Origin of the sequence: Microbacterium sp. ANT_H45B (assembly GCF_008369345.1) — a bacterium.
In the GTDB taxonomy this organism is placed as follows: Bacteria; Actinomycetota; Actinomycetes; order Actinomycetales; family Microbacteriaceae; genus Microbacterium.
Map to the genome: position 1 here is coordinate 973279 of NZ_VOBK01000001.1, position 25628 is coordinate 998906.

The 25628-nt window shown below is 69.2% G+C and carries 25 protein-coding genes; 16 read left to right on the forward strand and 9 right to left on the reverse strand.

Annotation, left to right across the window (positions count from 1 at the left end; all coding sequences use genetic code 11):
• Nucleotides 1–16: 16 nt before the first annotated feature.
• Both FQ142_RS04650 and FQ142_RS04655 read left to right on the forward strand, forming a co-directional pair.
• The gene (locus tag FQ142_RS04650) at nt 17–706 is read left to right on the forward strand and encodes a TetR/AcrR family transcriptional regulator (RefSeq protein WP_149422423.1); all 690 of its coding nucleotides are present in this window, start codon (nt 17–19) and stop codon (nt 704–706) included.
• 9 nt (nt 707–715) lie between these two features.
• The gene (locus FQ142_RS04655) at nt 716–2089 is read left to right on the forward strand and encodes a pyridoxal phosphate-dependent decarboxylase family protein (RefSeq protein ID WP_149422424.1); all 1374 of its coding nucleotides are present in this window, start codon (nt 716–718) and stop codon (nt 2087–2089) included.
• A 27-nt stretch (nt 2090–2116) separates the two neighbouring features.
• Here FQ142_RS04655 and FQ142_RS04660 read toward each other — a convergent pair whose 3' ends face one another.
• Both FQ142_RS04660 and FQ142_RS04665 read right to left on the reverse strand, forming a co-directional pair.
• Nucleotides 2117–3172, reverse strand: a complete 1056-nt coding sequence (locus tag FQ142_RS04660) for an alpha/beta hydrolase (protein WP_188042307.1) — start codon at nt 3170–3172, stop codon at nt 2117–2119.
• A 97-nt stretch (nt 3173–3269) separates the two neighbouring features.
• Nucleotides 3270–3809, reverse strand: coding sequence for a TetR/AcrR family transcriptional regulator (locus FQ142_RS04665; protein WP_149422425.1), 540 nt, complete (start codon nt 3807–3809; stop codon nt 3270–3272).
• An 80-nt stretch (nt 3810–3889) separates the two neighbouring features.
• Here FQ142_RS04665 and FQ142_RS04670 point away from each other — a divergent pair, with 80 nt between their 5' ends.
• Nucleotides 3890–4600 (forward strand): MBL fold metallo-hydrolase, encoded by a 711-nt coding sequence (locus FQ142_RS04670; protein WP_149422426.1) that lies wholly within the window; start codon nt 3890–3892, stop codon nt 4598–4600.
• Between the two features lie 35 nt (nt 4601–4635).
• Here FQ142_RS04670 and FQ142_RS04675 read toward each other — a convergent pair whose 3' ends face one another.
• Genes FQ142_RS04675 through FQ142_RS04685 form a run of 3 tightly spaced genes read right to left on the reverse strand, consistent with a single transcriptional unit; the run spans nt 4636 to nt 7975 of the window.
• On the reverse strand, nt 4636–5211 hold the full coding sequence (locus FQ142_RS04675) for a cysteine hydrolase family protein (RefSeq protein ID WP_149422427.1): 576 nt from the start codon (nt 5209–5211) through the stop codon (nt 4636–4638).
• Nucleotides 5208–6653 (reverse strand): purine-cytosine permease family protein, encoded by a 1446-nt coding sequence (locus tag FQ142_RS04680; RefSeq protein WP_149422428.1) that lies wholly within the window; start codon nt 6651–6653, stop codon nt 5208–5210. The genes FQ142_RS04675 and FQ142_RS04680 overlap by 4 nt, the downstream gene beginning before the upstream one ends.
• 35 nt (nt 6654–6688) lie before the next feature.
• Nucleotides 6689–7975, reverse strand: a complete 1287-nt coding sequence (locus tag FQ142_RS04685; RefSeq protein ID WP_149422429.1) for a M18 family aminopeptidase — start codon at nt 7973–7975, stop codon at nt 6689–6691.
• Nucleotides 7976–8265: 290 nt separating this feature from the next.
• Here FQ142_RS04685 and FQ142_RS04690 point away from each other — a divergent pair, with 290 nt between their 5' ends.
• The 3 genes from FQ142_RS04690 (at nt 8266) to FQ142_RS04700 (ending at nt 11801) form a co-directional block, all read left to right on the forward strand.
• Nucleotides 8266–9132 carry an EamA family transporter gene (locus FQ142_RS04690; protein ID WP_149422430.1) on the forward strand — a complete coding sequence of 289 codons (867 nt, stop codon included), beginning with the start codon at nt 8266–8268 and terminating at the stop codon, nt 9130–9132.
• 132 nt (nt 9133–9264) lie between these two features.
• Entirely contained in the window at nt 9265–9660 is a 396-nt protein-coding gene (locus FQ142_RS04695; protein ID WP_262492056.1) for a GNAT family N-acetyltransferase, read from the forward strand.
• A 458-nt stretch (nt 9661–10118) separates the two neighbouring features.
• Nucleotides 10119–11801, forward strand: a complete 1683-nt coding sequence (locus FQ142_RS04700; protein WP_149422431.1) for an HNH endonuclease signature motif containing protein — start codon at nt 10119–10121, stop codon at nt 11799–11801.
• Here FQ142_RS04700 and FQ142_RS04705 read toward each other — a convergent pair.
• The gene (locus tag FQ142_RS04705) at nt 11722–12375 is read right to left on the reverse strand and encodes a response regulator (protein ID WP_045254095.1); all 654 of its coding nucleotides are present in this window, start codon (nt 12373–12375) and stop codon (nt 11722–11724) included. The two genes, FQ142_RS04700 and FQ142_RS04705, sit on opposite strands and share 80 nt — an antisense overlap.
• A gap of 226 nt (nt 12376–12601) precedes the next feature.
• Between FQ142_RS04705 and FQ142_RS04710 the strand changes: the two genes are divergently transcribed.
• Nucleotides 12602–13762: a sensor histidine kinase gene (locus FQ142_RS04710; protein ID WP_149422432.1), complete on the forward strand. Its 1161-nt coding sequence runs from the start codon at nt 12602–12604 to the stop codon at nt 13760–13762.
• A gap of 319 nt (nt 13763–14081) precedes the next feature.
• Here FQ142_RS04710 and FQ142_RS04715 read toward each other — a convergent pair whose 3' ends face one another.
• Entirely contained in the window at nt 14082–14825 is a 744-nt protein-coding gene (locus FQ142_RS04715; RefSeq protein WP_149422433.1) for a GntR family transcriptional regulator, read from the reverse strand.
• A 167-nt stretch (nt 14826–14992) separates the two neighbouring features.
• Here FQ142_RS04715 and FQ142_RS04720 point away from each other — a divergent pair, with 167 nt between their 5' ends.
• From FQ142_RS04720 to FQ142_RS04745, 6 genes are all read left to right on the forward strand, one after another.
• Complete coding sequence (locus FQ142_RS04720) at nt 14993–15922, forward strand: phosphate/phosphite/phosphonate ABC transporter substrate-binding protein (RefSeq protein ID WP_149422434.1); 930 nt, start codon at nt 14993–14995, stop codon at nt 15920–15922.
• Between the two features lie 399 nt (nt 15923–16321).
• Nucleotides 16322–17170: a phosphonate ABC transporter ATP-binding protein gene (gene phnC, locus FQ142_RS04725; RefSeq protein ID WP_149422435.1), complete on the forward strand. Its 849-nt coding sequence runs from the start codon at nt 16322–16324 to the stop codon at nt 17168–17170.
• Nucleotides 17167–18903, forward strand: coding sequence for a phosphonate ABC transporter, permease protein PhnE (phnE, locus tag FQ142_RS04730; RefSeq protein WP_149422436.1), 1737 nt, complete (start codon nt 17167–17169; stop codon nt 18901–18903). The genes phnC and phnE overlap by 4 nt, the downstream gene beginning before the upstream one ends.
• Nucleotides 18900–20045 (forward strand): TIGR03364 family FAD-dependent oxidoreductase, encoded by a 1146-nt coding sequence (locus FQ142_RS04735; RefSeq protein ID WP_149422437.1) that lies wholly within the window; start codon nt 18900–18902, stop codon nt 20043–20045. The genes phnE and FQ142_RS04735 overlap by 4 nt, the downstream gene beginning before the upstream one ends.
• Entirely contained in the window at nt 20042–20809 is a 768-nt protein-coding gene (locus FQ142_RS04740) for an HAD family hydrolase (RefSeq protein ID WP_149422438.1), read from the forward strand. Before FQ142_RS04735 ends, FQ142_RS04740 begins: the two co-directional genes overlap by 4 nt.
• An 11-nt stretch (nt 20810–20820) precedes the next feature.
• Entirely contained in the window at nt 20821–21909 is a 1089-nt protein-coding gene (locus FQ142_RS04745) for an alcohol dehydrogenase catalytic domain-containing protein (RefSeq protein ID WP_149422439.1), read from the forward strand.
• A gap of 145 nt (nt 21910–22054) precedes the next feature.
• Here FQ142_RS04745 and FQ142_RS04750 read toward each other — a convergent pair whose 3' ends face one another.
• Nucleotides 22055–22609, reverse strand: a complete 555-nt coding sequence (locus FQ142_RS04750) for a CinA family protein (protein ID WP_149422440.1) — start codon at nt 22607–22609, stop codon at nt 22055–22057.
• Nucleotides 22606–23127, reverse strand: a complete 522-nt coding sequence (locus tag FQ142_RS04755; RefSeq protein WP_056419746.1) for an FHA domain-containing protein — start codon at nt 23125–23127, stop codon at nt 22606–22608. The genes FQ142_RS04750 and FQ142_RS04755 overlap by 4 nt, the downstream gene beginning before the upstream one ends.
• 124 nt (nt 23128–23251) lie before the next feature.
• Between FQ142_RS04755 and FQ142_RS04760 the strand changes: the two genes are divergently transcribed.
• The 3 genes from FQ142_RS04760 to FQ142_RS04770 all read left to right on the forward strand — a co-directional run bounded on the left by FQ142_RS04760 (nt 23252) and on the right by FQ142_RS04770 (nt 25617).
• Nucleotides 23252–23599, forward strand: a complete 348-nt coding sequence (locus tag FQ142_RS04760) for an ATP-dependent DNA ligase (protein WP_149422441.1) — start codon at nt 23252–23254, stop codon at nt 23597–23599.
• 118 nt (nt 23600–23717) lie between these two features.
• Nucleotides 23718–24602, forward strand: a complete 885-nt coding sequence (locus tag FQ142_RS04765; RefSeq protein WP_149422442.1) for an SDR family oxidoreductase — start codon at nt 23718–23720, stop codon at nt 24600–24602.
• Between the two features lie 28 nt (nt 24603–24630).
• Entirely contained in the window at nt 24631–25617 is a 987-nt protein-coding gene (locus FQ142_RS04770; protein WP_149422443.1) for an EamA family transporter, read from the forward strand.
• Nucleotides 25618–25628: the final 11 nt, after the last annotated feature.

The following is a 25628-nucleotide window of genomic DNA, read 5'->3' on the forward strand; positions in this document are numbered from 1 at the left end:
GATACGGTAGCCCGTGATGAAGACCACGTCAAGAGCCGCCGCGCCTCGCCGGCTGCCGCCCGAGGAGCGCGAACGCTCGATCCTCGACGGCGCCGTATCGCTCGCCGGCGAGAGCGGACTCGAGGCGCTCACGGTGCGCGCCGTCGCCGCCAGGGTCGGGGTCACGCCTGCGCTCGTGGCCCATTACCGCCCGGTCATGGAATCGTTCGTCGCCGAGGTCTTCACGACGATCGTCTCCGCCGAACGCGACGAAGTCATCGCCTCGTACGACGACGGGGTCGACCTGCGCACCAACCTGCTGCGGCTCATCGAGACGCTGCTCGACGACTCCCGCGACGACGTCGCCATGGTGTGGGTGCAGTCCTGGGCGCTCGGCGCCCGCAACGAAGCGCTCGGTGCGCGGGTGCGCGCCGAGATGGACCTCTGGCACAGTGCGCTCGAAGACCTCATCGCCCGTGCCGCCGCCGAGGCCGCCGACATCAGGGTCGACCCCGCGTCCTCCGCATGGATGTTGCTGGCCATGGTCGACGGCATGAGCGCGCACTCGCTCGTGCACTGGGCACCCCGCGACCGCACCGATCTCGCCCGCCGCACTCTCGCGGCCGTGCTCGACGCTCCGTCCACGGCCACGACCCCCACGACCTCGGCATCCACACCCACATCCACGACCTCCGCACCGACATCGCCCGCACGAACCCACAGTTAGGGACAGCTCATGGGAGCAGAACGCATGCACGCGGCCTCGGCCGAATCGACGGCGATCGTCGACGCCGTGCTCGACTACTCGCGACGACGGATGCTCGCGGCCGACGTGCCGCTCGACAAGCCGCAGTCCCCGGCCGAGCTCGACCGGCTCGTCGGCACCACCATCACCGACGGCGGTCTCGGATCGCAGCGGGCCCTCAGTGTGTTCGAGCACATCCTCGCGCCCGCGTGTCTGACGACGAGCCACCCGTCGTACCTGTCGTTCATCCCGACCGCGCCGACGATCGCCTCCATCGCCTTCGACCTCGTGGTCTCGGCATCCGGTCTCTACGGCGGGAGCTGGCTCGAGGGAGCCGGCGCCGTCCACGCCGAGAACGAGGTGCTGTCGTTCCTCGCCTCCGAGTTCGGGCTCCCCGACACGGCCGGCGGCGTCTTCGTGCAGGGCGGCACGATCGGCAACCTGTCGGCGCTGGTCGCGGCCCGCGAGGCCGCGAAGGTCGCACTGCTCGAGGCGGGCAGAGAGCTGCCGCGTCGGTGGAAGATCGTGTGCAGCGTCGAGGCGCACTCCTCGAACAAGTCGGCTGCGAAGGTCATGGACGCCGATGTGGTGCTCGTGCCCGCCGGCCCCGACGGCGTGCTGCGAGCGGATGCCGTGCGCGAGGCCCTGCGCGAGCACGGCGACGAGATCTGCGCGGTGGTGGCGACCGGCGGATCGACCAACTTCGGCATCGTCGACGACATCGCCGGCATCGCCGCACTCAAGGACGAGTTCGACTTCTGGCTGCACATCGATGGGGCCTACGGGCTCACCGCGATGCTGGCTCCCGAGGCTCGGGGCGTCTTCGCCGGTGTCGAGCGCGCCGACTCGGTGATCGTCGATCCGCACAAGTGGCTGTTCGCGCCGTTCGACTGCTGTGCGCTGATCTACCGCGATCCCGACGCCGGGCGCCGCGCGCACACGCAGCATGCCGAATACCTCGACACCCTCACGGATGCGGGGGACTTCAGCCCGTCCGACTACTCGATCCAGCTGACGCGCCGCCCGCGCGGACTGCCGCTCTGGTTCTCTCTCGCGACCTACGGCGTCACCGCCTACCGCGAGGCCGTGAGCGCGACGCTCGCTCTCACCCAGCGCATCGCCGCCGAGATCGCCGCGCGTCCCGAACTGCGTCTCGTGCGCGATCCGCAGCTGTCGGTCGTCGTGTTCGAGCGTGAGGGATGGGAGCGCGCCGACTACGACCGCTGGTCCGACGAGCTGCTCGACTCGCAGCGCGCGTTCGTGGTGCCGAGTTCGCACGGCGGACGTCCGAACACCCGCTTCGCGATCCTCAATCCGCTCACGACGTTCGACGACCTGGTGGGCATCCTCGACACGATGAAGTAGGCAGGGCGCTCCCGATCCGCCCAGACCTCAGCGGGTGGTGTGCGCGTTCAGGAAGTCGATGGTCTTCTGCAGGGCGGTCTGCGCATCCGGCAGGTCGAGATGGAACTGGTATTCGTGGGGCAGCTTCGGCTCGTGCGGGGCCGGCCAGAACAGGGTCGTCACGTCCACCCCGAGTTCCTCCAGGCGCTTCGCCATCGGGATCGACTGCAGCCAGGTGAGTCCGTCTCCGTTTCCTCCCGAGATATACGTCGTCGGGAAGTCGGCCGTGACCCAATCGACGGTCGACATGGTGGACCCCGTCGAATCTTCGGCCCAGGTCTTCGTGCCCGAGTACGCCCACATCGACGTCTTGAGCCCCCAGCCGGCGATGCCGTCGAGCTGGGCGAGCGCGGCGAGGTCGTAGACGCCGCAGTTCAGCACGGTCGCCACGACCTGATCGGGCTTCAGCGAGGGCGTGATGTCCAGGATCTCGGCGTAGTCGGTGCTGGTGATCAGCGTCGCCATCTGACTGGCGAGCTGTGCGCCCGCCGAATCGCCCGCGAGCACGATCCGGGTCGGGTCGACGCCCAGCTCCTCGGCGTTCTCGTCGATGTATGCGAGGGCATCGTTGAGCTGGTGGACGGCGAGCGGATACACGCCCTCCGGGCCGATCGTGTAGTTGACGGCGATGGTCGTGTACCCCTCGGCGGCGAGGATGCGCAGGTACGGATCGACGTTCTCCTTCGACCCGGAGATCCAGGCGCCGCCGTGGATCCATACGACGGTGGGCAGCGGGCCGCTGGCGGATGTCGGAGCGAAGACGTCCATCGTCGTGTCGGCACCCGCGTCGCCGTAGGCGACGTCGAGCTGCTCGGTGAGCTTCGTGTCGGGCACATGCCGGTCCATCTCGGCGGCGGTGTCGTCTCCGCCCTTCGTGAACACCGCGCGGATCAGCATGGCGGAGGGCCAGGGGGTGATCGCGCCGACGGTGGCGATCACCGCGGTGACGGCCACCACGAGTCCCACGGCGATCTTCGCCCGGTGCCACGGGCGCCGGGCCTTCTTCGGGTGCTCGGACTCTTCGGCGTGCGCGCTGCTGTTCACGGAAACCCCTCTCCGCGCAACATCCTGGCAGCACCGCGGTCGAGTTCGCCGGAGGCGGGCATCCGAGTGGCCGAGGAAGCGGTGGCCAGGCGCCGGATCAGTCGGGGGTCGGCCCGGCGCTGAGCCCGGCGATGAGTCGCCGCAGGCCGTAGTCGAACGCCCGGTCGACGTCGCCGCCGAGACGGAAGGCGCCCGACAGTTCCATCTGCAGGAATCCCGTCGCCCACGCGGTGACGAGGCGGGCTGCATCGAGCGCGTCGTCCTCGCCGACGAGTGTCGTGGTCGCGCGGATGAGCGGTGCGGCTGAGCGCTGCAGGGCGTCGTGCGGCGCGGCCGTGCTGAACATGAGGCGGAAGGCCTCCGGATGCTGCCGGGCGAAGCCGCGGTAGGCCTGCGCGATCTCGGCGATGTCGGCGTCGGTCGCGTCGAGGCGTGCGGTGAGCTCGTCGATCGCGGACGCGGCGATGGCGGAGAGGAGGGCCTCGCGGTCGCGCACCCGCTTGTAGAGCGATGGGGCGCGAACGCCCACCTTCGTGGCGACGGCCTGCATCGTCACGCTCGTGGGGCCGGTGGCGTCGAGGATCTCGCGGCCCGCGGCGATGATCGCCTCGAGCGAGGTCCGGTCGGGTGTCGGCATGGCATCTCCTTGATGGCTATTGACAATAGCCATCATAGCTACGTAACGTAGCCATCGCAATCATCCCGAAAGGATCCGCCATGAAGCTCGCACCGCACCTGCACCGACTCGGCAACGACATCGTCGCCTCCTACCTCATAGATCTGCCCGAGGGGATCACCCTCATCGACGCCGGTCTCCCCGGCCACTGGAAAGACCTGCAGCGTGAACTCGCCGAGCTGGGGCGCCCGATGTCCGACATCCGCGGACTCGTGCTGACCCACGGCGACGGCGACCACATCGGATTCGCCGAGCGCCTGCGCCGCGAGGCCGGGGTGCCGGTGTTCATCCACGCCGCCGACGCCCACCGGGTGCGCACCGGCGAGAAGCCGAAGACGCCGATGGGACCGGCTCGGATCGGGCCGATGCTCGGCTTCCTCGCCTACGGGCTCCGCAAGAACGCGATGCGCACCCCGCACGTCGCCGAGGTCACCGAGGTCGCGGACGGGGACGTCCTCGACCTCCCCGGCTCCCCGGTCGTGATCGGCATGCCAGGACACTCGCCCGGCAGCATCGCCGTGCACGTGCCGGCCGCGGATGCCGTGTTCGTCGGCGATGCGCTGACGACCCGTCACGTGCTCACCGGGCGCACCGGCGCACAACCGGCGCCGTTCACCGACGAGCCTGCCGCCGCGCTCGCATCGCTCGACCGCTTGGCCGCCGTCTCGGCATCCTGGGTGCTGCCGGGCCATGGCGCGCCGTGGCAGGGGTCGCCCGCCGACATCGCCGCGGACGTCCGCGCGGCGGGCTGAGCCGTGTCGGCGATCGGGACAGGCGTGTCGGCGGCTCACCGCCCGGCGAGCACCGCGGCGGTGTCGCTGACCGTGATCTGCGGCGGATACAAGCCCATGACCTGCAGTGCTGCGGCCTGATTCTCGGCGGTCGATCCCGCGCACGCGTCGGCGACGACGGTGATGTGGGCTCCGGCATCCGCGGCGGCCAGCGCCGTCGAGATCACGCAGCAGTCCGTCGCGACACCGGTCAGCACGATGTGTGCGCCGCGCCCCACGATCGTCTCGATCTCGTGGCCCCACTTGCCGAACGTCGGCAGATCGAGAGTCGCATGCGGCGAGAGGCCGACCGCATCGGGAACGAGGGCGAACAGCGGATCGTCCGGCGACTGATCGGCGAACGGCCAGGCGGCGAAGTACGCGCCCCACGAGGTGGTGCGATCCGCCGTCGGCATCCACCGCGTCACGATCACGCGGTCGCCGAAGTGGTCGGCGAGCGCGCGGATGCGGGGCATCGCGTCGGCGAAGAACGGCGACCCCCAGGCGGAGTCGGCAGACGCGAAGATCGCTTGCGGATCGATCACGACGAGCCAGGGGCCGTCGGCCGGGCGTCGCTCCGCGGCATCCCTCACGCGGTGTGCTCCTGACGGCGGATCTTCGCCGCCCGCGCGAAGTACGTGACGACGAACGACAGGACGAGGGCGAAGAACACGCCCAGATTGGCGTAGGCCCAGTCCCCATCGACACCGCCGACGAGGAAGAGCAGGTACCCCTGCCAGTTGTTCCAGGGCGCCGCGTCCGCGAAACCGTTGAGCACGAGGCCCCAGCCGATCACGCTGGTGACGACCATGGTGCCGATCGAGGTCCAGTCCCAGGCGCCATATCGTCCCCGGCTGTCGAACAGCGCGGACTCGTCGTAGTCCTTCTTACGGCGCAGGATGTCGGCGATCAGGATGCCGGCCCAGGAGGCCAGCGGAACGCCGAGGGTGATGAGGAAGCTCTGGAACGGTCCGAGGAAGCCTTCGGGACCGAACACGACGTAGATCGTGCCGATCGTGAGGATCACCCCGTCGATGGCCGCGGCCGACGGGCGGGGGATGCGGATGCCGAGGCTCAACAGCGTGAGGCCCGACGAGTAGATGCCGAGCACGGCGCCCGAGACGAGCGCGAGCACGGCGGTGAGCAGGAACGGCACGAGCACCCAGACCGGCAGGATCGTCGCGAGCGCGCCGATCGGGTCGGCCGCGATCGCGCTCATGAGCTCATCGTTCGACCCCGCGAGCAGCAGCCCGAAGATCACGAGGATCACGGGTGCGACCGAGCCGCCGATCGTGTTCCAGGCGACGATCGCTCCATCGGATGCGGTGCGCTTCTGATACCGCGACCAGTCGGCGGCGATGTTGATCCAGCCGAGGCCGAACCCGGTCATCACCATGACGAGGGCTCCGATCACCTGGCCGATGCCGCCATCCGGCCGGGACAGCACCGTCGCGATGTCGATCGTCGGCGCGGCGAGCACGATGTAGAGCACCGTCACGGCGCCGGTGACCCAGGTGAGCACCGACTGCATCCGCATGATCGTGTGATAGCCGAGCACGGACGCGGCGACGATCAGTGCCGCGACGATGAGGGCGGCCGTGATCTTCAGGGCGATGCTCTCGCCGTCGCCGCCGAGCTGCGTGATGATCGTCGCGGTCGCCAGCACGGCCGTGATCGCGAGGAACGTCTCCCAGCCGATCGAGGTCAGCCACGAGACGATGCCCGGCACCTTCTGACCCTGCACGCCGAAGGCGGCGCGCGAGAGGACCATGGTGGGGGCGGAGCCGCGTTTGCCGGCGATGGCGATGAGCCCGCACAGCAGGAACGACACGACGATGCCGATGACCGACACGAGCGTGGCCTGCCAGAACGAGATGCCGAAGCCGAGCACGAACGATCCGTACGACATCCCGAACACCGACACGTTGGCCGCGAACCACGGCCAGAACAGGTCGCGCGGCGTCGCCGTGCGCTCGGTCTCGGGGATGATCTCGATGCCCGCGCGCTCGATGAGAGCAGGCTTGATGTCCGTCATTCCCTCATCCTGGCACCGACGGGGCGGCAGAGGGCTCAGCCGGCGAAGAACGCCCCCGCGACGCGCATGAGGTCATGGAGGTCAGAGACGCCGGCGAGCTCGCGCGCGGAGTGCATCGAGAGGATCGGGATGCCCACATCGACGGTGCGGATGCCGAGACGCGTCGCCGTGATCGGGCCGATGGTCGACCCGCACGGCACGTTGTTGTTCGACACGAACTCCTGCGTGACGACATCGGCCGTGTCGCACCACTCGCGCCAGGCGGCGGAGCCGAGAGCATCCGTGGCGTAGCGCTGGTTGGCGTTGAGCTTGAGGATCGGGCCGGACCCGAGCACGGGCTGCACCACGGGGTCGTGCTTCTGCGCGTAGTTCGGGTGCACCGAGTGCCCGACATCGCTCGACAGGCACCACGACGAGGCCAGAGCTCGGCGGCGCTGCGACGAGTCGGCGCCGAGCGCGTCGTAGACACGGCCCAGCACGTCCTCGAGGAACGGCCCGGCGGCTCCGGAGCGCGAGTTCGAGCCGAGCTCCTCGTGGTCGAAGGCCGCGAGCACCGCGATCGGGCCGGACTCGGCCGACCCCGCGCGCTCGAGGGCGACGACACCGGCGTGCACCGAGGCGAGATCGTCGAGGCGCCCCGAGGCGAAGAACGCGTCGTCCCGACCGAACACCGTGCCGCGTGCGGCGTCGGCGATCATGACGTCGTATCCGCGGATGTCCGCTGCCGACACATCGGCCGACGCGGCGAGCTCGGCCAATACGTCGGCATCGGACGCGTCGCCCAGCCCCCAGACCGGCTGCGTCTCGGCCTGCTTGTCGAGGGCGAGGCCGTTGTTGTTCACGCCGCGGTCGAGATGCACGGCGAGCTGCGGCAGGCGCAGCAGCGCGCCCGTGTCGGCGAGCACGACGCGGCCGTCGGCGAGGGCGAGGCGTCCGGCGAGGCGCAGCTCGCGGTCGAGCCAGGAGTTCAGCAGCGGACCGCCGTACACCTCGACCGCGGCCTGCAGCCAGCCTCTCGATCCGGTGGTGGGCTGCGGCTTGAGCTTGAACCCGGGGGAGTCGGTGTGTGCGCCGAAGATGTGAGCGGGGGTGGTCGCGACCGCATCCGCCGGCAGGGTCCAGGCGATGGTCGCCCCGTCGCGCACGACGAGGTAGCGCCCGCCGGGCGTCACCTCCCATGCGTCCTCCTCGCGCAGACGCTCGAAGCCGGCGTCCTCCAAGCGTCGGGCCGTCTCCGCGGCGGCGTGGTAGCTCGAGGGCGAGGCGGCGACGAAGTCGGCGAGATCCTCGGCGTGGATGACGGCGTCAGGGGTGACGGGCATGGTGCGGCCTTCCTGCAGGGGGCGGTGATTCGATCGTAATCGGGCCTGACGGTGCTCTGCTCACGCGCTGCGCGCCTCTGCTCACGCGCTGCGCGCCTCTGCGCGCGCTGTTCACCTGCCGGTCACCATCACCGCGTACCGTGAGTTCCGATAGCGCCTAGGGTTCCGGGGTTCGTCCCGTCTGGTCCGAGCGGCGCCACGGCGTCCCTCCGCAGGGTCGCCGTCATCTGACAGGACAAAAGCCCGGAGGACCCTGTTCGTCGTGCCCGCGACGTACGGAAGGGTCTCGCATGTCCGCTCTCGCCTTCGCCCTCGTGTTCGCCGCGGCGATCTCCCACGCCGCGTGGAACGTCATCGCCCACGGCGTGAGCAAGGCGGGCATGCCCTTCCTCTGGTGGGGCGCCGTCGGGGGCACGGTCGTGTGGATCGGCGTCATCCCTTTCACCGGCGGGCTTGGCACCGATGACCTGCGGGCATTCCTGTGGGGCGTCGGGGTGTCCGCCGTGCTCCATGTGATCTACATGGCGGTCCTGCAGCGCGGGTACCGCGAGGGAAACCTGTCGACCGTCTACGCGACCGCCAGGGGCACAGGCCCGTTCCTGTCGGTGATCGTCGCCGTCCTGCTGCTGGGGGAGCGCCCGTCCGCCCTCGCGCTCGTCGGCGTCGCCGCGATCATCCTCGGAGTGGTCGCGATCGGTCTCGTCGACCGTGGACGCGCGTCCCGCTCGCGGCGATCCCTCGACCCCGGGCTCGTGTTCGGACTCCTCACGGGCGTCGCGATCGCGGTCTACACGATCTGGGATGCGAACGCGGTGCGCACCTGGAACCTGTCGCCCGTCGCGTTCATGGTCGGCACCATGCTGCTCGAGATCCCCTTCTATTCGATCGGCGTCCGCGGGCGATGGGCCGCCGTGCGCACACTCGGCCGCACGCAGTGGCGGCGCATCGTGGCATTCAGTATCCTGTCGCCGCTGTCGTACATCCTCGTGCTCACCGCCATCCAGCTCGCGCCGGTCGCGCTGGTCGCCCCGCTGCGTGAGGTCAGCGTCGTGCTGGTCTCTCTGTTCGGCGTCTTCGCGCTGAAGGAGAGCAGACCGGGGTGGCGGATCGCCGCATCCGTCGTCGTCCTCGCCGGGATCGTCCTGCTCGCGCTGTAGGGAGGCGGGCCGCGCGGGCCGCGCGGGCCGCACGGGGTGCCGGGGAACGTGGTCGATGAGACGGGTGATTGGATGGATGCTGTGTCGATCGGGTGGAGTCTTCGAGCCAGTGGTCCCTCGGATGCTCGGTGGATGGCGGAGCTGAGGGCGATCGTCATGCGCCCCGATCTGGAAAGGCTCGGCCGCTACGACCCCGTGCGTGTGCGGCAGCGGTTCCTCGATGCGTATGCGCCGGAGAACACGCGCGTGATCGTCGTCGACGGAGACGACGTCGGGCTCATCGCGGTACGGGTCGAGCCCGACGCGGTCTGGATCGAGCACTTCTATCTCGACCCGGCGGTGCAGGGGCGGGGGCTGGGATCTGCCGTCCTCGCGCATCTTCTCGCCGATGAGAGTCCCTCGGTTCCGTTCCGCCTGAACGTGCTGCAGGGAAGCCCCGCTCGCCGTCTGTACGAGAGGCATGGATTCGTGCTCGAGAGCGAAGACGACGTCGATGTCTTCATGAAGGCGGAATCGGCGCGGGTCTGACCGCTCGGCCCTCGATCTGTTTCGCGGGATGGTCCTCTCGCTCTGTCTCCGAGAAGCTCTCTCCCGTCCTCGCGGGGCCGGGTTCCCCCTCATTGGGGCTGTGCCCCCTCGGGGGGCGGTTCCTCCCATCGGGGCCGGTTGCCCCGACCCCCCAACGTGACCGGTTTCCCCCCGCGCCCCCCGCGGGGCCGGCCCCCAACGGGGCCGGCTCCCCCTTCCATCGGGGCCGGTTCCCCCGATCAGGGTCGGTCCCCCCAAGCGGGCCGGTTCCCCCATCTGTCTCGCCGGATCGCTCGGACCGTGACATCTGCCTCACCCTGTTCGTCCAGCCCCTCCGCAGTCGACCCGAGAGTGCTCTCGCCGTGTCATTCCGGGAGATTGGAATACGCCTCTGGTCTGGGGTATTTGTGGGTGGTTCGGGGTCTCGAATGTCGGTGGTTGCGGGTTGACTTGCGGGTATGGACAGCACGATGGAGCTTTTGGATCGGGTCATCGCCGACCTTGACATGGTGTTGTCTGAGGGTGTGCTGGCGGGGTTGGGTGATGCGGATCGGATTCGGGTGTTGTTGGGGGCGGGGGCGGTGTTCCGGCGGGCGGAGGCGGTGATCGTCGAGGCTGTCGCGAGCGATGACGGGGGTGAGTTCGCGCATGCGGTGGGGTGTCGGGGTGTGAATGAGGTGGTGCAGCGGGCGGTGCGGGTGGATGTGCGGGGTGCGAGTCGGGTCGACAGGGTCGTCGATCTGGTGCGGCGTCCGCTGAGTCTGTCGGGGGAGCGGATGCCGGCGCGGTGGTCGGAGCTGCGGCTCGCGTTGCTGGAGGGGGTGGTGGGGGTGGCGGGGTTTCTCGCGGCGACGGGTCCGATAGAGAAGGTGTGGGACCGGCTGAGCGTGGATCAACGCTTAGCGGCGGATGTCGCGTTGGCCGGGTGCGCCCGCGGGCACGGTGTCGTGGTCGACGACGGCGGTGACGCTGATGCCGATCCGGACCTTGACCCGGAGGGTGTGGATGATGGTTCGGGGCCTGCGCCGACGGTGCAGGATCTGGCGATGCTCGCGGAGGATCTCGCGTCGATGTTCGACCCCGACGGGGAAGAGCCCAGGGATGAGGTGGCGTGTCGTCGTCGGGGTGTCACGATCGGCCGGTTGACGGACGGGGTGCATGCGATCCGGGGGTTTCTGACCCCGGATGTCGCCGGGCAGTTCCAGGTGATCCTGGACGCGATCCTCAATCCCAAAGGCGACGGACCGCCGATGCCGGGCGTGCACTTCGTGCCGAGCGACGGCTTTGCTGCCAGTGCGGAAGCCGATGCCGATGCCGATGCCGATGCCGATGCCGACGCCGGCACTGGCATGGGCGGTGTGGGTGTCGATGTCGATGTCGAGGGGGAGGATCCGTTTAACTCGGATCCGCGGTGCGTGCTCGATGATCGCACTTCGGCGCAGAAACGTCACGATGCTCTCGCGATGGTTCTCACGATCGCTGCCCGCCACAACGACATGCCTTCTCTCGGTGGTGCGGCACCGGTCCTCGTCGTGAACGTCGACGCGGCAGATCTCGCCGCCCACAGCGATCCTGGCGCCGGCGGAACCGCGTTCGGAAACGCCGTGCAGGGGACCGCCTTCGGCAACACCGCGGAGTCCGGCGGCGGGAATGGTGGGTGGGCGACGATCACCGGTTCCGGTGCCCACGTGCCCGTCTTCGTCGCCGCGCAGATCGCATGCACCGGAGCGATTCAGCGGGTGGTGTTCGATGAGGGGCGGATCATCGCGATCACGACCACCGATCGGGTCTTCACGGTGCATCAACGGCGGGCGATCATCGCTCGCGACAAGGAATGTCTGATCCCGGGGTGTCATGTTCCGGCGTCATGGTGTGAGATCCATCACGTCACCGAGCACGCGAGGGGCGGGCCCACTCATACGGACAACGGTGTGCCGTTGTGCTGGTGGCATCACCGATCGCTCGGGAAGTCCGGGTGGGAGATCCGCATGAACGACGGCATCCCCCAGGTGCGAGGGCCGGCGTGGTGGGACCCCGACCAACGATGGCGCACCCCGCGACTCAGCGGAAGTCGACGAGTCCGGCGTGCGCCGCGGTCACGAGGATCTGCACGCGATCGCGTACGTGCCATTTCGACATGATGCGTCCCAGGTGCGCCTTGACCGTTCCCTCGGAGACGATCAGAGTGCGAGCGATCTCCGCGTTAGACATCCCCTGCGCCAACCGCTGCAGCACCTCCTGCTCGCGATCGGTGAGGACCTCGAGTGTGCCGTCGCTGCTCATCGGCTCGGTGTCGCGCACATGCTTGATCAGCAGTGACGCGATGCGCGGCGACAGGGAACTCGCTCCGCTGTACACCTCACGCACGCCTTCGAGGATGCTGGCCGCGCTGGAGTCCTTCAGAAGATAGCCCGACGCCCCCGCACTCAGCATGGGCAGCACTGTGTCGCTGCCGTCGAGAGTGGTCACGGCGAGGATCTTGACCTCAGGCCAGCGCTCGCTGATCACACCGGTCGCCTCAATGCCATCCATCTCCGGCATCTGTACGTCCATCATGACGACGTCAGGGTGCTCACGCTCGACTGCCTCGATGCCTTCCAGGCCCGTCTCTGCCTCGGCCACGACGTTGATCTCGGGGTCGCGAGAGACGAAGTGCGAGAGTGCTGAACGCACCAGTGGGTCGTCATCGACGATGAGAACGCGGATTTCCGGCATGTGGGAAGCCTAACGGGGGTCGCTGCGCGGTGCTCAGACCTAGACCTTTGGCTAGTGATGTCTGGACTTGTGACAGATGTGAAGCGCTCGGATCACCGAGAAGATGAACTTATTACTTCACAAAAGTCCAACAACGGAGGTGAATCACTATGACTTTCTGGCAGGCATTCAACCAGTTCTTTGGCTTCACTCGCTAATCTACCTGGCTATTAGGAGATACTGAAGCATGGCTTTTGGTCCTCCCCGCACTGGCGACTCTGTCGTTTCACGGCTCGGGAAGGGTGAGAAGCTCAGCACGATCGAACGCATCGCCATCCTCGCGACTGTCATCACGATGGTCGTCTTCGGGATAGTCGGACTGTTCCTCCCTCCGGGAGTGGACCCGTTCGTCGCCGCGGTCAGCATCGCATCGACCGCCGTGCTCGTCCTGTATCTCTGGTGGCCTCTCATCGCGACGTGCGCACTCGCCGTCGTGTTCGCACTCTCGTTCTTCACGGGAAGCCAGACGGACGTACTGACAGTCGCCGCACTCGCTGCAGCACTGATCATGCGACTCGGCTGGAACGCGCTCATCCTCTCTTACGCGGGAGTCTTCCTCCTCGCGACGGCGCTCGTCGCCTTCGGGGAGACGAGCACCCCGATCAACCTCGGCATCTACCTGATCTCCGCGACTGTCGCCGGAGCTGTGGGCTTCGCGCTGCGCGTGGCGTTCGCCCGAGGGCGAACCCTCGAAGTCCAGCTGGCCGAGAAGGCCGAGCAGGAGCGCCAAGCAGTGCTCGCCGAACGGCGGTGGATCGCCGGCGAGCTGCATGACAGCATCGCGCACCACCTCACCGTGGTGTCCCTGCACGTGCAGATGCTCGACGATCAACGAACGAGCTCCCATTCTCAAGAGGCGATCCGGATCGCCGCCCGCAAGGCGATGACCGACCTCCGCTTCGTGATCGACCTCGCCGACGACGGCCCCCGCTCCGAGGGCATGCCGACCGGCGACCTCGCCGCATCCGTCGATGAGGCGACGCAGGAATTCGAATCCGCCGGGCACACGGTGCTGCTCGACGGAGACCCCGCCGACGAGCGTGTCCCTCGCGCCGCCGAGATCGTCCTCGCCCGCATCATGCGCGAGTCCGCCACGAACATCCTCAAGTACGCCGGTGCGGGAGAGATCGAGATCCGTTTCGACATCGACGATGATCTCGCGCAGATGGCCGTGAGCAGCCCTCTGTCGGTGACTCCGCGCCGCGAACTCTCCTCCAGTCGCACCGGCGTCGGCCGAATGGCGGAGCGCGTGCTCGGCGCGAGCGGAGAGTTCAGTGCCGGAGAAGTCGATGGTCGGTGGGTCGTGACCGCACGTCTACCGATCGCCCGATCTGTCGCGAAGCCCTGACGGACGGTCGCTCGCGCGCATCCCCCTCTCGAGAGAAATACCGGAACGCGTTCTGAAAACCCGCGGAAATCCGGACCTCGATCAGGAAACACTAGACGAAGGTCTATGCGATGTCTCGACATTAGGCCGTATTCGATGGTGTAGCTGCCCGCTTACATTGGGTATACCCCAGAAATAGCGCATCCCCAGCGCTGTGATCGCGAGCGCGGTCTTGGTATCTGATCCCCATCGCGCTCGCGATCGGCTTCTCTCCTCACGGAGATCGAGGCCATCGCCCGGGTTCTCAGGAATCGCCCGGTTCTCGGTAATCGTCCGGTTCTCAGCCGCCGACCGCCCGCATGTAGTGCCCGTCCGTCGAGATTCCGGATGCGGCCACCGTGAACCGCACGACCTCGCTCAGATAGCGATCCTCGGAGGCCTCGAAGATCCGACCCTGCGCGTCTCTCGAGATGCGGCTCAATCGCAGGATCGGCGTCCCCTGCGCAACGCGCAGCAGTGCCGCATCCTGTTCGTCAGCCGCGACGGCATCGATCTGGTGCTCCAGGCCCACGATCGGGTGGCCCACCGATCCGAGGTACTCGGTGATCGAGACCTCGTCCGTGTCGATGTCGAACAGACGCCGCCCGACCGCCTCCGTGTAGAAGAGGCGCTCCAGCATGGTGGGCCGTCCGTCGAGCGACCTCAGGCGCACGACGCCCACGATCGTGTCGTCGGGCGACACTCCGAGCGCCTCGGCGCGATCGCCCGCGCGACGCAGGCTCAGCTCCTGCGTCTGCGCACCCGGAGTGACCCCGAGGTCGCGCGCCCAGCGCGTGAAGGGGACCGACACGTCGACGGCCTGATTCGCCTTGCGGGCGACCACCCGCGCGGGGCGACCGCGACCGGTCTCGATGAGTCCCTCGCCGCGCAGTGCCGCCAGCGCGTTGCGGATCGGGCCGCGGGAGGTGTGCCAGCGCTCGGCCAGATCGGCCTCGGTGGGCACGTCGTCTCCCGGCCGCAACACCCCCGAGGCGATCTGCGCCCGGAGGTCGTCGGCGATCTGGGTGTATACAGCTTCAGCCACATAGGCATACTACTTGGCATGCTCGATGATCTCTGTGGCGTTCCATGCGTGTTCACCCGCGGGAATGAAGGGTGAACGGCCGCTGAACTCTTCCGAGTTAGGTATATATGTGACCCTGACGGCTGTCAGAGTGGCTTTCGGATCACCCCCCACTCCGAAAGGTCCTCATGAAGCTCCGTGTCCTCCCCGTCCTCGCCGGTGCCGCGATCCTCGCGCTCGGCCTCGCCGCCTGCTCCGGTCCCGCCGAGGCCACTGGCACGCCCGGCGCCGAGGGGTCGTCCTCGTCCGGCGGGTTCGCCGTCGACGAGAACACGCTCGTGTTCGGCGTCGTCCCCGACTCGGTCGACACCGAGACGAACTACCAGCCGCTCATGGACTACATCGCCGAGATCACCGGCAAGACGGTCGAGTACCACGAGTCCACCGACTACGCGGCGCTCATCGAGGCCGCCGTCGCCGGCAAGGTCGACGTGGCGTCCTTCTCGGGCTTCACCTATGTCACCGCCACGAACAACGGGGCGAAGCTGACGCCGATCTCGTCGATCGTGACGGAGGAGGGCCAGGAGCCCGGCTACTTCTCGCAGGCGATCGTCCCCGTGGACAGCGACATCTCGAGCATCGAGGAATTCAAGGGCAAGAAGGTCTGCTTCGTCGACCCGTCGTCGACGTCGGGCTACCTCTTCCCGTCGTACAACCTCATCGAAGCGGGCATCGACCCGAAGACGGACATCACCCCGGTCTTCGCGGGCAAGCACGACGTCAGCGTGCAGAAGGTCGGAGAGGGCGTCGAGTGCGAGGTCGGCTTCGCCGAGGACTCCGAGGTCGAGAAGTCGGATGCCGTGAAGGTCATCGACGAGACCATGGTGCCCGGTGCGCCGCTCGTCTACTCGTCGACTCTTCCCGACGACGTCTCGAAGAAGCTGATCGACGGACTCTCCGAGATCACGATCGACGACATCATCGCCGCAGGCATCGACAGCGCCGACACCGACTCGTTCCGCAGCGTCTTCTACGCCACGAAGCCCGTCGACGACGCGTACTACGACCTGATCCGCGACATCTGCAAGGAGACCGAAGCGGAGCAGTGCAAGGCCTGACCGGCCCGCACTGACGCCCTTCGTCTCGTCGCTTCGCTCCTCGCTCAGGGAGCGGGGGCGTGCTCGGGTCCGGGTGGGGGTTCGCTCGGACGCCCTTCGTCTCGTCGCTTCGCTCCTCGCTCAGGGGGCGGGGGCGGGTGGGAGTCCGGGGGCGGGTTCGCATGGACGCCCTTCGTCTCGTCGCTTCGCTCCTCGCTCAGGGGGCGGGGGCGTGCTCGTGTCCGGGTGGGGGTTCGCATGGACACCCTTCGTCTCGTCGCTTCGCTCCTCGCTCAGGGGGCGGGGGCGGGTGGGAGTCCGGGCGGGTTCTCGCTCGGGTCCGGGTGGGAGTCCGGTTCCTGAGCGAGCGAAGCGAGACGAAGGGCCCGCATCATCCACGACGACACAGAAAGCCACGACATGACTGCCTCCGCATCCGATGCCCTGATCCGCCTGGACGGCGTGACGAAGACCTTCGGCTCCACCACGGCGCTGAAGAACGCGTCGCTGCAGGTCTCCCGTGGCGAGATCGTCGTCCTGCTCGGCCTCTCCGGCTCGGGCAAGTCGACGCTGCTCCGCCACCTCGACGGACTCGAGCTCCCGACATCGGGCGACATCGAGGTCCTCGGTGCGAACGTGCCGACCCTCCGGGGCAAGGCGCTGCGCAGGCTCCGCAGCCGCGTCGGCTTCATCTTCCAGCAGTTCGAACTCGTGCCCTCCCTCACCGTCCTCGAGAACGTCCTCACCGGGTCGCTCTCCGAGGTCAGCGGGCCGCGTCTCGGGCTGTGGGGCTATTCGAAGGCCGCGAAGCTCCGTGCGCTCGGGCACCTCGACCGCGTCGGCCTGCTCGACCGCGCCTACCAGCGCAGTGACACCCTCTCGGGCGGTCAGCAGCAGCGCGTCGCGATCGCGCGAGCTCTCATGCAGAAGCCCGACATCCTGCTCGCCGACGAGCCTGTCGCATCACTCGACCCCGAGTCCAGCGACCAGGTGATGGCGCTGATCCGCGAGATCGCTGCCGACGAGGGCCTCACCGTCGTCTGCAGCCTGCATCAGGTCGATCTCGCGATCTCCTGGGCCGATCGCATCATCGGCCTGCGTCACGGTGAGATCGTGCTCGATACCCCCACCACCGATCTCACCAAGGCGGAGGTCATGGAGATCTACGGCCGCGTCGCCACGACGACCGCCGAGATCACGGCCGTGCAGGCTGAGCTCATCGAGATCGCCGCAGACGTGACGGACCATGACAGGGCCCCGGTCTCATGACTCTGATCTCCGACGCTCCCCGGGCCCGCGCGGCCTCCACCTCCGAGACGGTCGCCGATCGCGCCCCGCGGCGTCCGATCTCGCCCGAGCGCATCGCTGCAGGGCTGACTCTTCTCGCTCTCGTCGTCCTCGGCATCCTCGCCGTGAACGAGGTGGGCATCTCGATCCCCGCGATGGTACAGAGCTGGGGCAACGCCGAGAACTTCATGGCCCGTGTCGGCGGGCTCACCTTCCCGGAGCCGGGCGATCTCGCCTGGCTGATCGCCCTCACCGTCGGACTCGTGCTGGTGGGAACCCTGCTCGCCGCGGTGCTGTCCGTGCCGATCGCGTATCTCGCCGCATCGAACACGACCCCCGGCAACGGATGGCGCGCGGCAGCGCGATTCGTGGGAGTCCTCACCCGTGCGCTTCCCGACGTCGTGCTCGCCATGGCGTTCGTGCTCATGTTCTCGCTCGGCACGCTCCCCGGCATCCTGGCGATCGGCATCCACTCGATCGGCATGATCTCGAAGATGTTCGCCGACGCGATCGAGCAGGTCGACGAGGGCCCCCGGCTCGCGATCCGTGCCGCGGGCGGATCGAAGATGCAGGAGTTCTCCGCCGGTATCCTGCCGCAGGTGCTCCCGAGCTGGGTCGCGACCGTGCTGCACCGCAACGACATCAACCTCCGCGGGAGCGTCGTCCTCGGATACGTCGGCGTCGCGGGGCTCGGGCTCGAGATGTCGTACGCGTTCAAGGCGCTCAACTACGGCAAGGGCCTCGGCATCGCCCTGGTGATCTTCATACTCTGCGTCGTGATGGAGATCGTCTCGAGCATGGTGCGCGGCGCGATGCTCGGGCAGCAGAAGCACACCCGCTCGTGGATCGACCGACTGATCCACCCCCGCCTCGGCGACCGGGCGAGCGACTCCACGACCACCGGTCCGGCGTGGGCGGTCTCCCCTCAGACCGCGGTGCGTCGGCCGTGGACGGCGGAGCGCGTGCGCAACACGGCGGGAGTCGCGATCGCCGTGCTCGTGGTGATCGGCAGCGTCGTCGTCAGCCAGATCAACTGGATGGACTTCCTCACGTTCTGGGGCAGGCTCCCCGAGGTCGCCGCCAAGTTCTGGCCGCCGTCGTTCGGCAGCTACGACGCCTCCGCGATGTTCAGCGCCATGCGCGACACCGTCGCGATCGCTCTCGCGGCCACCGTGCTCACCCTGCTGCCCTCGCTGATCCTCGGATCGCTGGCCGCGAGCAACGTGGCGCCGAGCGCGGGTGCGCGAGGCGCGGCGCGATTCCTGCTGGTCGGCATCCGCGGCATCCCCGAGCTCATCCTCGCGATCGTGCTCGTGGTGATCACCGGTCTCGGCGCCCAGGCCGGCGTCATCGCCCTCGCGATCGGCGGCATCGGACTGCTCGGTAAGCTGATCGCCGACTCGTTCGAAGAGGTCGACCGAGGCCCCGAGCGTGCTCTCCGCGCCGTCGGCGCCACCCGACTGCAGACCTACGCCTCGGCGACCGTGCCGCAGGGCATGCAGGCGCTGATCGGACACAGCTTCTACATGCTCGACACGAACATCCGTGCGGCGACCATCCTCGGCATCGTCGGCGGTGGCGGGGTCGGCTACTACCTGCTCAACGCCAGCCAAGGATCGCGCTACGAGACGGTGACCGCGATCGTGCTCATGATCCTCGTGACGGTGCTGGTCGTCGAGGGACTCGCGATGTGGATGCGCAAGGTGTTCCGATGACCCGCGCCGCACTCACCGACACGGCGGATGTCGTCGTCGTCGGCTCCGGCATCGTCGGTCTCGGCGCAGCCTATGCGGCCGCGCGACGAGGGCTGAGCGTCATCGTCGTCGACAGAGCGGATGCTCCGGCCGGGGCGACGATCCGCAACTTCGGCCACCTCTGCATCGGCGCGCAGGCGGGGGAGGCGCGGCGCTACGCGGACGCGTCCCGCGAGCTGTGGTTGCGCCTGTCGCGCGATGCCGGCTTCTGGCTGCGCGAATCCGGCACCCTGGTCGCAGCCCGTCACGCCGACGAGATCGCGGTGCTCGAACGGGCGGCGGCAGACGGCGGCATCCGCATGCTCGAGACCGACGAGCTGCGGCGACTCGCGCCGCTGCGCGCAGAGCATCTCGTCGGCGGCGCGCACATCGAACCCGACCTGCAGACCGATCCGCGTGCCGCGGCCGCGGCCATCGTCCGCCATCTGGCGACGCTCGGCGTCGACGTCCGGTTCCGCACCGCGGTGACCTCCGTGGCGGGCGGACGCGTCGAGACCAGCAGAGGGTCGCTCACCGCCGGCGCGGTGGTGGTGGCGGTGAACCACGACATCGACCAGCTGATGCCCGAGATCGCGGAGACGGCCGGCGTGATCCGCTGCGCGCTCGACATGATGCGCGCGGCCGTCTCGATGCCGCGTCCGCTCTCGGCCCCGGTGCTCACGGGCTGGTCGCTCGTGCGGTACGGGCGCTTCGCCGACGGTGACGCGGCGACCGCCCTGCGGGAGCGCCTGCACGGTGAGCGCCCCGACCTCGCCGCTCTCGACCTGAATCAGATGTACACGCAGCTGCCGGACGGCACGCTCATCATCGGCGACTCGCACAGCTCGGCCGTCTCGCCGTCACCGTTCCAGCCCGAGGCCGCCTTCGCCGCGTTCCTCGCCGAGGCGGAGGCGCTGTTCGAGATGCCGACGCCGCGGGTGCTCGAGCGGTGGCAGGGCGTCTACGCCACGGCGGCGCAGGACTTCCTGATCCGGACACCGGACGAGCGGACGCTGGTGCTCGCCGCGACCACCGGCATCGGAATGACCACGGGGCTGGGGCTCGCCGAAGAGAATCTCGCCGCCGCCTTCGGGTGGGCACCCGCACTGGAAGGAACACCATGACCATCTCGTCCGACTCCTCGCTGCACCCGGCGGCTCCGCCCACCGCGTCCCGCCTGACCGCCGAGCCCATAGAACTCGTGGTCCTCGACATGGCCGGCACCACGGTCGTCGACGACGGCGTGGTCGAGACCGCGTTCCGGCGTGCGGCCGAGCGCACGGGTGTCGCCGACCGGATACCGTGGGACGACGCTCTCGCCCATGTGCGCGCGACGATGGGCCAGTCCAAGATCGATGTCTTCACGCATCTCGCCGGCGGCGACCGCACGGCCGCCGAGCGCGCCACCGCGGCGTTCGAGGCGGCGTACGCCGAGATCGTCGCCGAGCAGGGGGTCTCGGAGATACCCGGGGCGGCGGAGGCGATCCAGGATCTGAAGGATGCCGGTCTGACCGTGGTGCTGACCACGGGGTTCGCGCCGGTGACCAGAGACGCCCTGATCGAGGGCCTGGGATGGCGCGACCTCGTCGACCTGGCGCTGTCGCCGATCGACGCGGGGCGCGGTCGCCCCGCTCCGGACCTCGTGCTCACGGCGGCGATCCGCTCGCAGGCCTCATCGATGTCGGCCGTCGCCGTGGCGGGTGACACCGTGAGCGACGTCGAGTCCGGGCGTCGGGCCGGTGCGGGATTCGTCGCCGGAGTGCTCACCGGAGCGCACGACCTGCGCACCCTCGCCGCCGCCGGGGCCGATGCCGTGCTCGCCGATGTCACCGGACTCCGCGGCGCGCTCGCCGAGCGAGGGCTGCTCGCTCTCGCCCGCACCGCCTGAGTCGCGTGCACATGGGCACTCTGCTGACCCGACCGCCCGGCAATCGTCGAGATGTCACGCTGCGCCCCGCGGCCACCGCCATGGTGTGGATCGGCGAGGGGCATCCGCACGAGATGATCGCGGTGCCGGGGGTGGCGCTCGGTGAGAAGGACGTGCTGGTCGCGGTCGAGATGTCGACGATCTGCGGTTCCGACGTGCACACCGTGCAGGGCCACCGCTCCGCCCCGACGCCGCTGGTGCTCGGCCACGAGAGCGTCGGGCGGATCATCGCGATCGGTGACGCCGGCGCGACCGCGGTCGACGGCACGGCGCTGCGCATCGGCGACCGCGTGGTCTGGTCGGTGACGGTCTCGTGCGGCGCCTGCGACCGGTGCGTGCGGGGTCTGCCGCAGAAGTGCCGCACGCTGGGCAAGTACGGCCATGACCGCATCGGGGTGCACGGCGATCTCTCCGGTGGCTTCGGCACGCACGTGCAGGTGCGCGAGGGCTCGGCGATCGTCCGCGTGCCCGAGTCTCTGCCGGCTGCCGTGCTCGCTCCGGCGTCGTGTGCGACCGCCACCGCCTGGGCCGCCGTGGCACGGGCCGCGCGCGACCACGATCTCGAGGGCGCCGCCGTGCGGATCCACGGAGCAGGGCTCGTCGGCCTCTCGGCCGCCGCGATCGCCGCCGACCGAGGCGCGATCGTCGAGGTCCTCGACCCCGCGCCCTCGCGCCTCGCGCTCGCCTCACGCTTCGGGGCGGAGACGCTCGATCGGGATCCGGATGTCGTGATCGAGGCCTCGGGGCACGCGGTCGCGGAGGCTCTCGCCGGCGTCGCCACCGGCGGGACGGTGGTGCTGGTCGGCAGCGTGTTCCCCGCGGACCCGGTGGCGCTGGATGCCGAGAGCATCGTCCGCCGGCTGGTGACGGTCACCGGGGTGCACAACTACACCGGGACGGAGCTCGCCGAGGCCGTCGTGTTCCTGGCCGGTCGCGGTCGCGCATACCCGTTCGCCGACGCGGTCGGCGACGTGCGGCAGCTGGCCGCGATCGACGAGGCCATCGCGGCGGCATCCGCGCCGGGCGCGCCCCTGCGCGTCGGTCTGGTGCCACGGCTCTGAGATCGCGGCGCCGCGGGAGATCTCAGAGCCTCAGGAGATCTCAGAGCCTCAGGAGATCTCAGAGCTTCAGGAGATCGCGGAGCTGCGGAGTCAGCCCGTCGCCCGTGGGCAGCTCAGCCTGTGGGGAGCTCAGCCCGTGGGCAGCTCAGTCTGTGGGCAGCGCAGCCGATCCGCTGCGCCGCGGGCCTGCCGGGTGCAGACCCTCGGCGTGGAACGCGAGCAGCCGTGCCGCCGTGTCGACGGTCGCGTCGAGGATCTCGGCCGGGTCGCCGGTGAGCGCGAGCATCCGATGCCCCACGCCGTGGTCGGTGGCCCACCCGAGGAACACCGTTCCCGGATCGTGACCGCCCTCGGCATCGGGTCCGCCGACACCCGTCGTCGACACGCAGAGGTCGGCGTCGAACAGCTGCCGCCCGTTCGCCGCGAGCTGCTCCGCGCACTCCGCCGAGCAGGGATCCGTTCCCGGGGTGACCCCGAGCATGCGCTCCTTGACGTCGGTGAGGTAGGCGACGAGGCCGCCGGCGAACCAGTCGCCGGCATCGGCACCCGCCCCGACCGTGCTCGACAGGCGCCCCGATGTCAGCGATTCGACCACGCAGATCCGCAGCCCGCGTTCCGCGGCGACCTGGCTGAGTCGGTCGAGCGAGCTGAGTCGGTCGAGCGAGCTGAGTCGGTCGAGGGGAGAGTTCTCCGTCGTCACTGCTCTTCGGCGGAGTCCGCGTGCGTGGGAGCGTCGGACTCGACCGTGGCCTCGTCGGAGTAGTCCGGGCGCTCGGGCTGCAGGGGCTGGTCGGAGTACTCGCCACCCAGGCGTCCGCCGTAGGGGCGGCCGTGGTCGGCGAACTCGTCTCGCGCGTACACGAGCTCCCAGTCGCCGACCGTGAAGCGGGCGCCGGTGCGCAGGGTCTGCATGCGCTCGCCGGGGTGCGTCGCGTCGGCGGCGGGGTTGGTGTTCATCTCGCCGTCGCCGTGCATCTCGAGAACATACTCGTCGCGGTCGTCATGCGTGATCGTCGCGTGCACCGCGTCGGATCCGTCGAGAGTGAGCTCATTGTCGGGCGAGGAGCCGATCCGCACCACGTCGACGTCGAGCGCGAACTCCGAACGGAGATCGTCGCGCGATACGCGAAGGCGTGGGTTGCCCTCACCGAACTCGGCGTGAGTGGTCGTGGGGGTGTATCCCTCGTCGGGCCGGTCGTCGATGTGTCGAGCGTTCATGGTTCCGCCTCCTCGCATTTCTCCCCAGGGTAGACGCCGGAGGCACCCCTTCGCAGGGGGTTGACTTCGCTCACGGATCCTCACATATGCTCGACGCGACGCCAGGAACAGCGAGGAGAGTCGCATGGGCAAGTTCATCTACGAGGGCAGCGTGAAGACCGAGATCGAGGATCGCGCCCTCACGCACCTGCAACTCGTCATCACCGCGAAGCTGCGCCGCGCCGAGCCGTTCTCCTTCAGCTGGAGAGAGGACGCCAGCGTCGGCGGCGGACGCACGACCGTGTGGATCCATCCGGCGAGCTCGCTCGTGTTCAAGTACTTCGGCAGCCGTCAGCCCTCCATCAACCGGGCGTGGATCGAAGCCCTGGCCTTCACCGCCAACGCCCCGGGCGGCCTGCACATGGTCCCCGAGCCTCAGGACGCCACGGGGGTTCCGGCCGGCGCCGATCCGGCGGATCATCCGCACCTCTGACCGCGTCCGTTCTCGCGACCGGCCGGGGGTTGTCAACCCCCTGCCGAGTCTCCGTCCGTGCGGCGAAGGTCGATGGATCATCCCATCAGCAGACGCGCAGCGCAGACGAGGAGACACCATGGCAGACACCGCGCCCGACCCCCGCACCCAGCATCGCCAGGAGGGCTTCCCCGCCCAGCAGCAGGACCAGCCGGGACTGACAGACGAGACGCGCCCCGGACCGGACCACGGCGAACAGTCGTACGTCGGCCACGGACGCCTCGAAGGACGCCGTGCGCTGATCACCGGAGGCGACTCGGGCATCGGACGAGCGGTCGCCATCGCCTACGCCCGGGAGGGCGCCGACGTCGCGATCGTCCACATGCCCGAGGAGCAGGAGGATGCCGACGACACGGTGGCGCTCATCCGTGCAGAGGGCCGGAGGGCGCTGAGCATCGCGGGCGATCTGCGCGACGAGGCGTTCGCGACGGACGTCGTCTCCGAGACGAGGAGCGCGTTCGACGGCCTGGACATCCTCGTGCTGCACGCCGCCTACCAGCACGACATCGACGGGTTCGAGAACCTGCAGACGGATCGACTCCGCCGGGTGTTCGAGACGAACCTGTTCGGTCTGCTCTACTCGGCACGCGCCGCGTACCCGCATCTGGCTCCGGGGTCGAGCATCATCGTGACTTCGTCCGTGCAGGCGTTCGAGCCGTCTCCCGGCCTGATCGACTACGCGATGACGAAGGCCGCGCAGGTGGCGTTCGTGAAGGCATTGGCCGAGGAGGCGGGGGAGCGCGGCATCCGCGTCAACGCCGTCGCCCCCGGTCCGATCTGGACACCGCTGATCCCCGCGACCGGATGGGGCGCGGAGCGCCTGAACACCTTCGGAGACGACACCCCGCTCGGCCGCGCAGGGCAGCCGGCGGAGCTGGCGGGCGCCTACGTCTACCTCGCGTCCGCGGAGTCGTCGTACACCTCCGGTGCGGTGATCGCGGTCACCGGCGGCAAGCATCTGTGAGAGCGTGACGGCACCCTAGGCTGGACGGGTGCAGCAGTCCGCGTCGTCCCGTCCGCTCGTGGGCGTGGTGCTCGTCGTCTGCTCGTGTCTCTCCCTCCCGTTCGGGGCGGCGGTCGCCGCACAGCTGTTCCCCGTGCTCGGCCCCTGGGGCGTCACCTCGTTGCGCGTCGCTATCGCGGCGGTGCTGCTGCTGGTCATCGCGCGACCTCGACCCGTGCGGTGGAACCGTACCCAGTGGACCGCGGCCGCCCTGTTCGGGCTGTCGCTGGCGGGCATGAACGGCTTCTTCTACGCCGCGATTGATCTCATCCCCCTCGGCCCGGCGGTCGCGATCGAGTTCCTCGGGCCTCTGGTGCTCGCAGCCGTGCTGACCCGGCGTCTCGGCGACGCCGCGTGGGTCGCGCTCGCGCTCCTCGGGATCGTGCTGCTGGGCATCGACGGCCTGGTGGGGTCCGAACCGCTGGATCCGCTCGGGCTCCTCTTCATCCTGATCGCCGCCGCGTTCTGGGCGATGTACATCCGCATGAGCGCCCGCGTCGGCACCCTCATCCCCGGAAGCGGCGGCCTCGCGGTGGGTCTCGCCGTCGCGGCGGTGCTGCTGATCCCGGTCGGCGTGCCCGCCGCGGTCACGGTCGCCGGCGACATGCAGCTGCTGCTGCTCGCCGCGATCACCGCCGTGCTGTCGTCGGTCGTCCCGTACAGCTTCGAGCTCGCGGCGCTGCGACGTCTGCCGCAGCGGGTGTTCGGAGTGCTGCTGAGCCTCGAGCCCGCCTTCGCGACGCTGGCGGGGTGGCTGATCCTCGGGCAGAACGCCACCCCGCTTCGGATGCTGGCGATCGCGCTCGTCATCGTCGCCAGCGTCGGCACCACGTTGGGCGTGCACAGCGGACGGCGCCGAGCGGATGCCGACGCGCGCCGTGACGGCGCGGATCCCGACGGCGGCCCGGCCCCCGACGTCGGTCCGGATTCCGACGAGACGGGGCCGTTCACCGCGCCGATCCCTCTTCCCGGCTGAGGGCGCCGCGC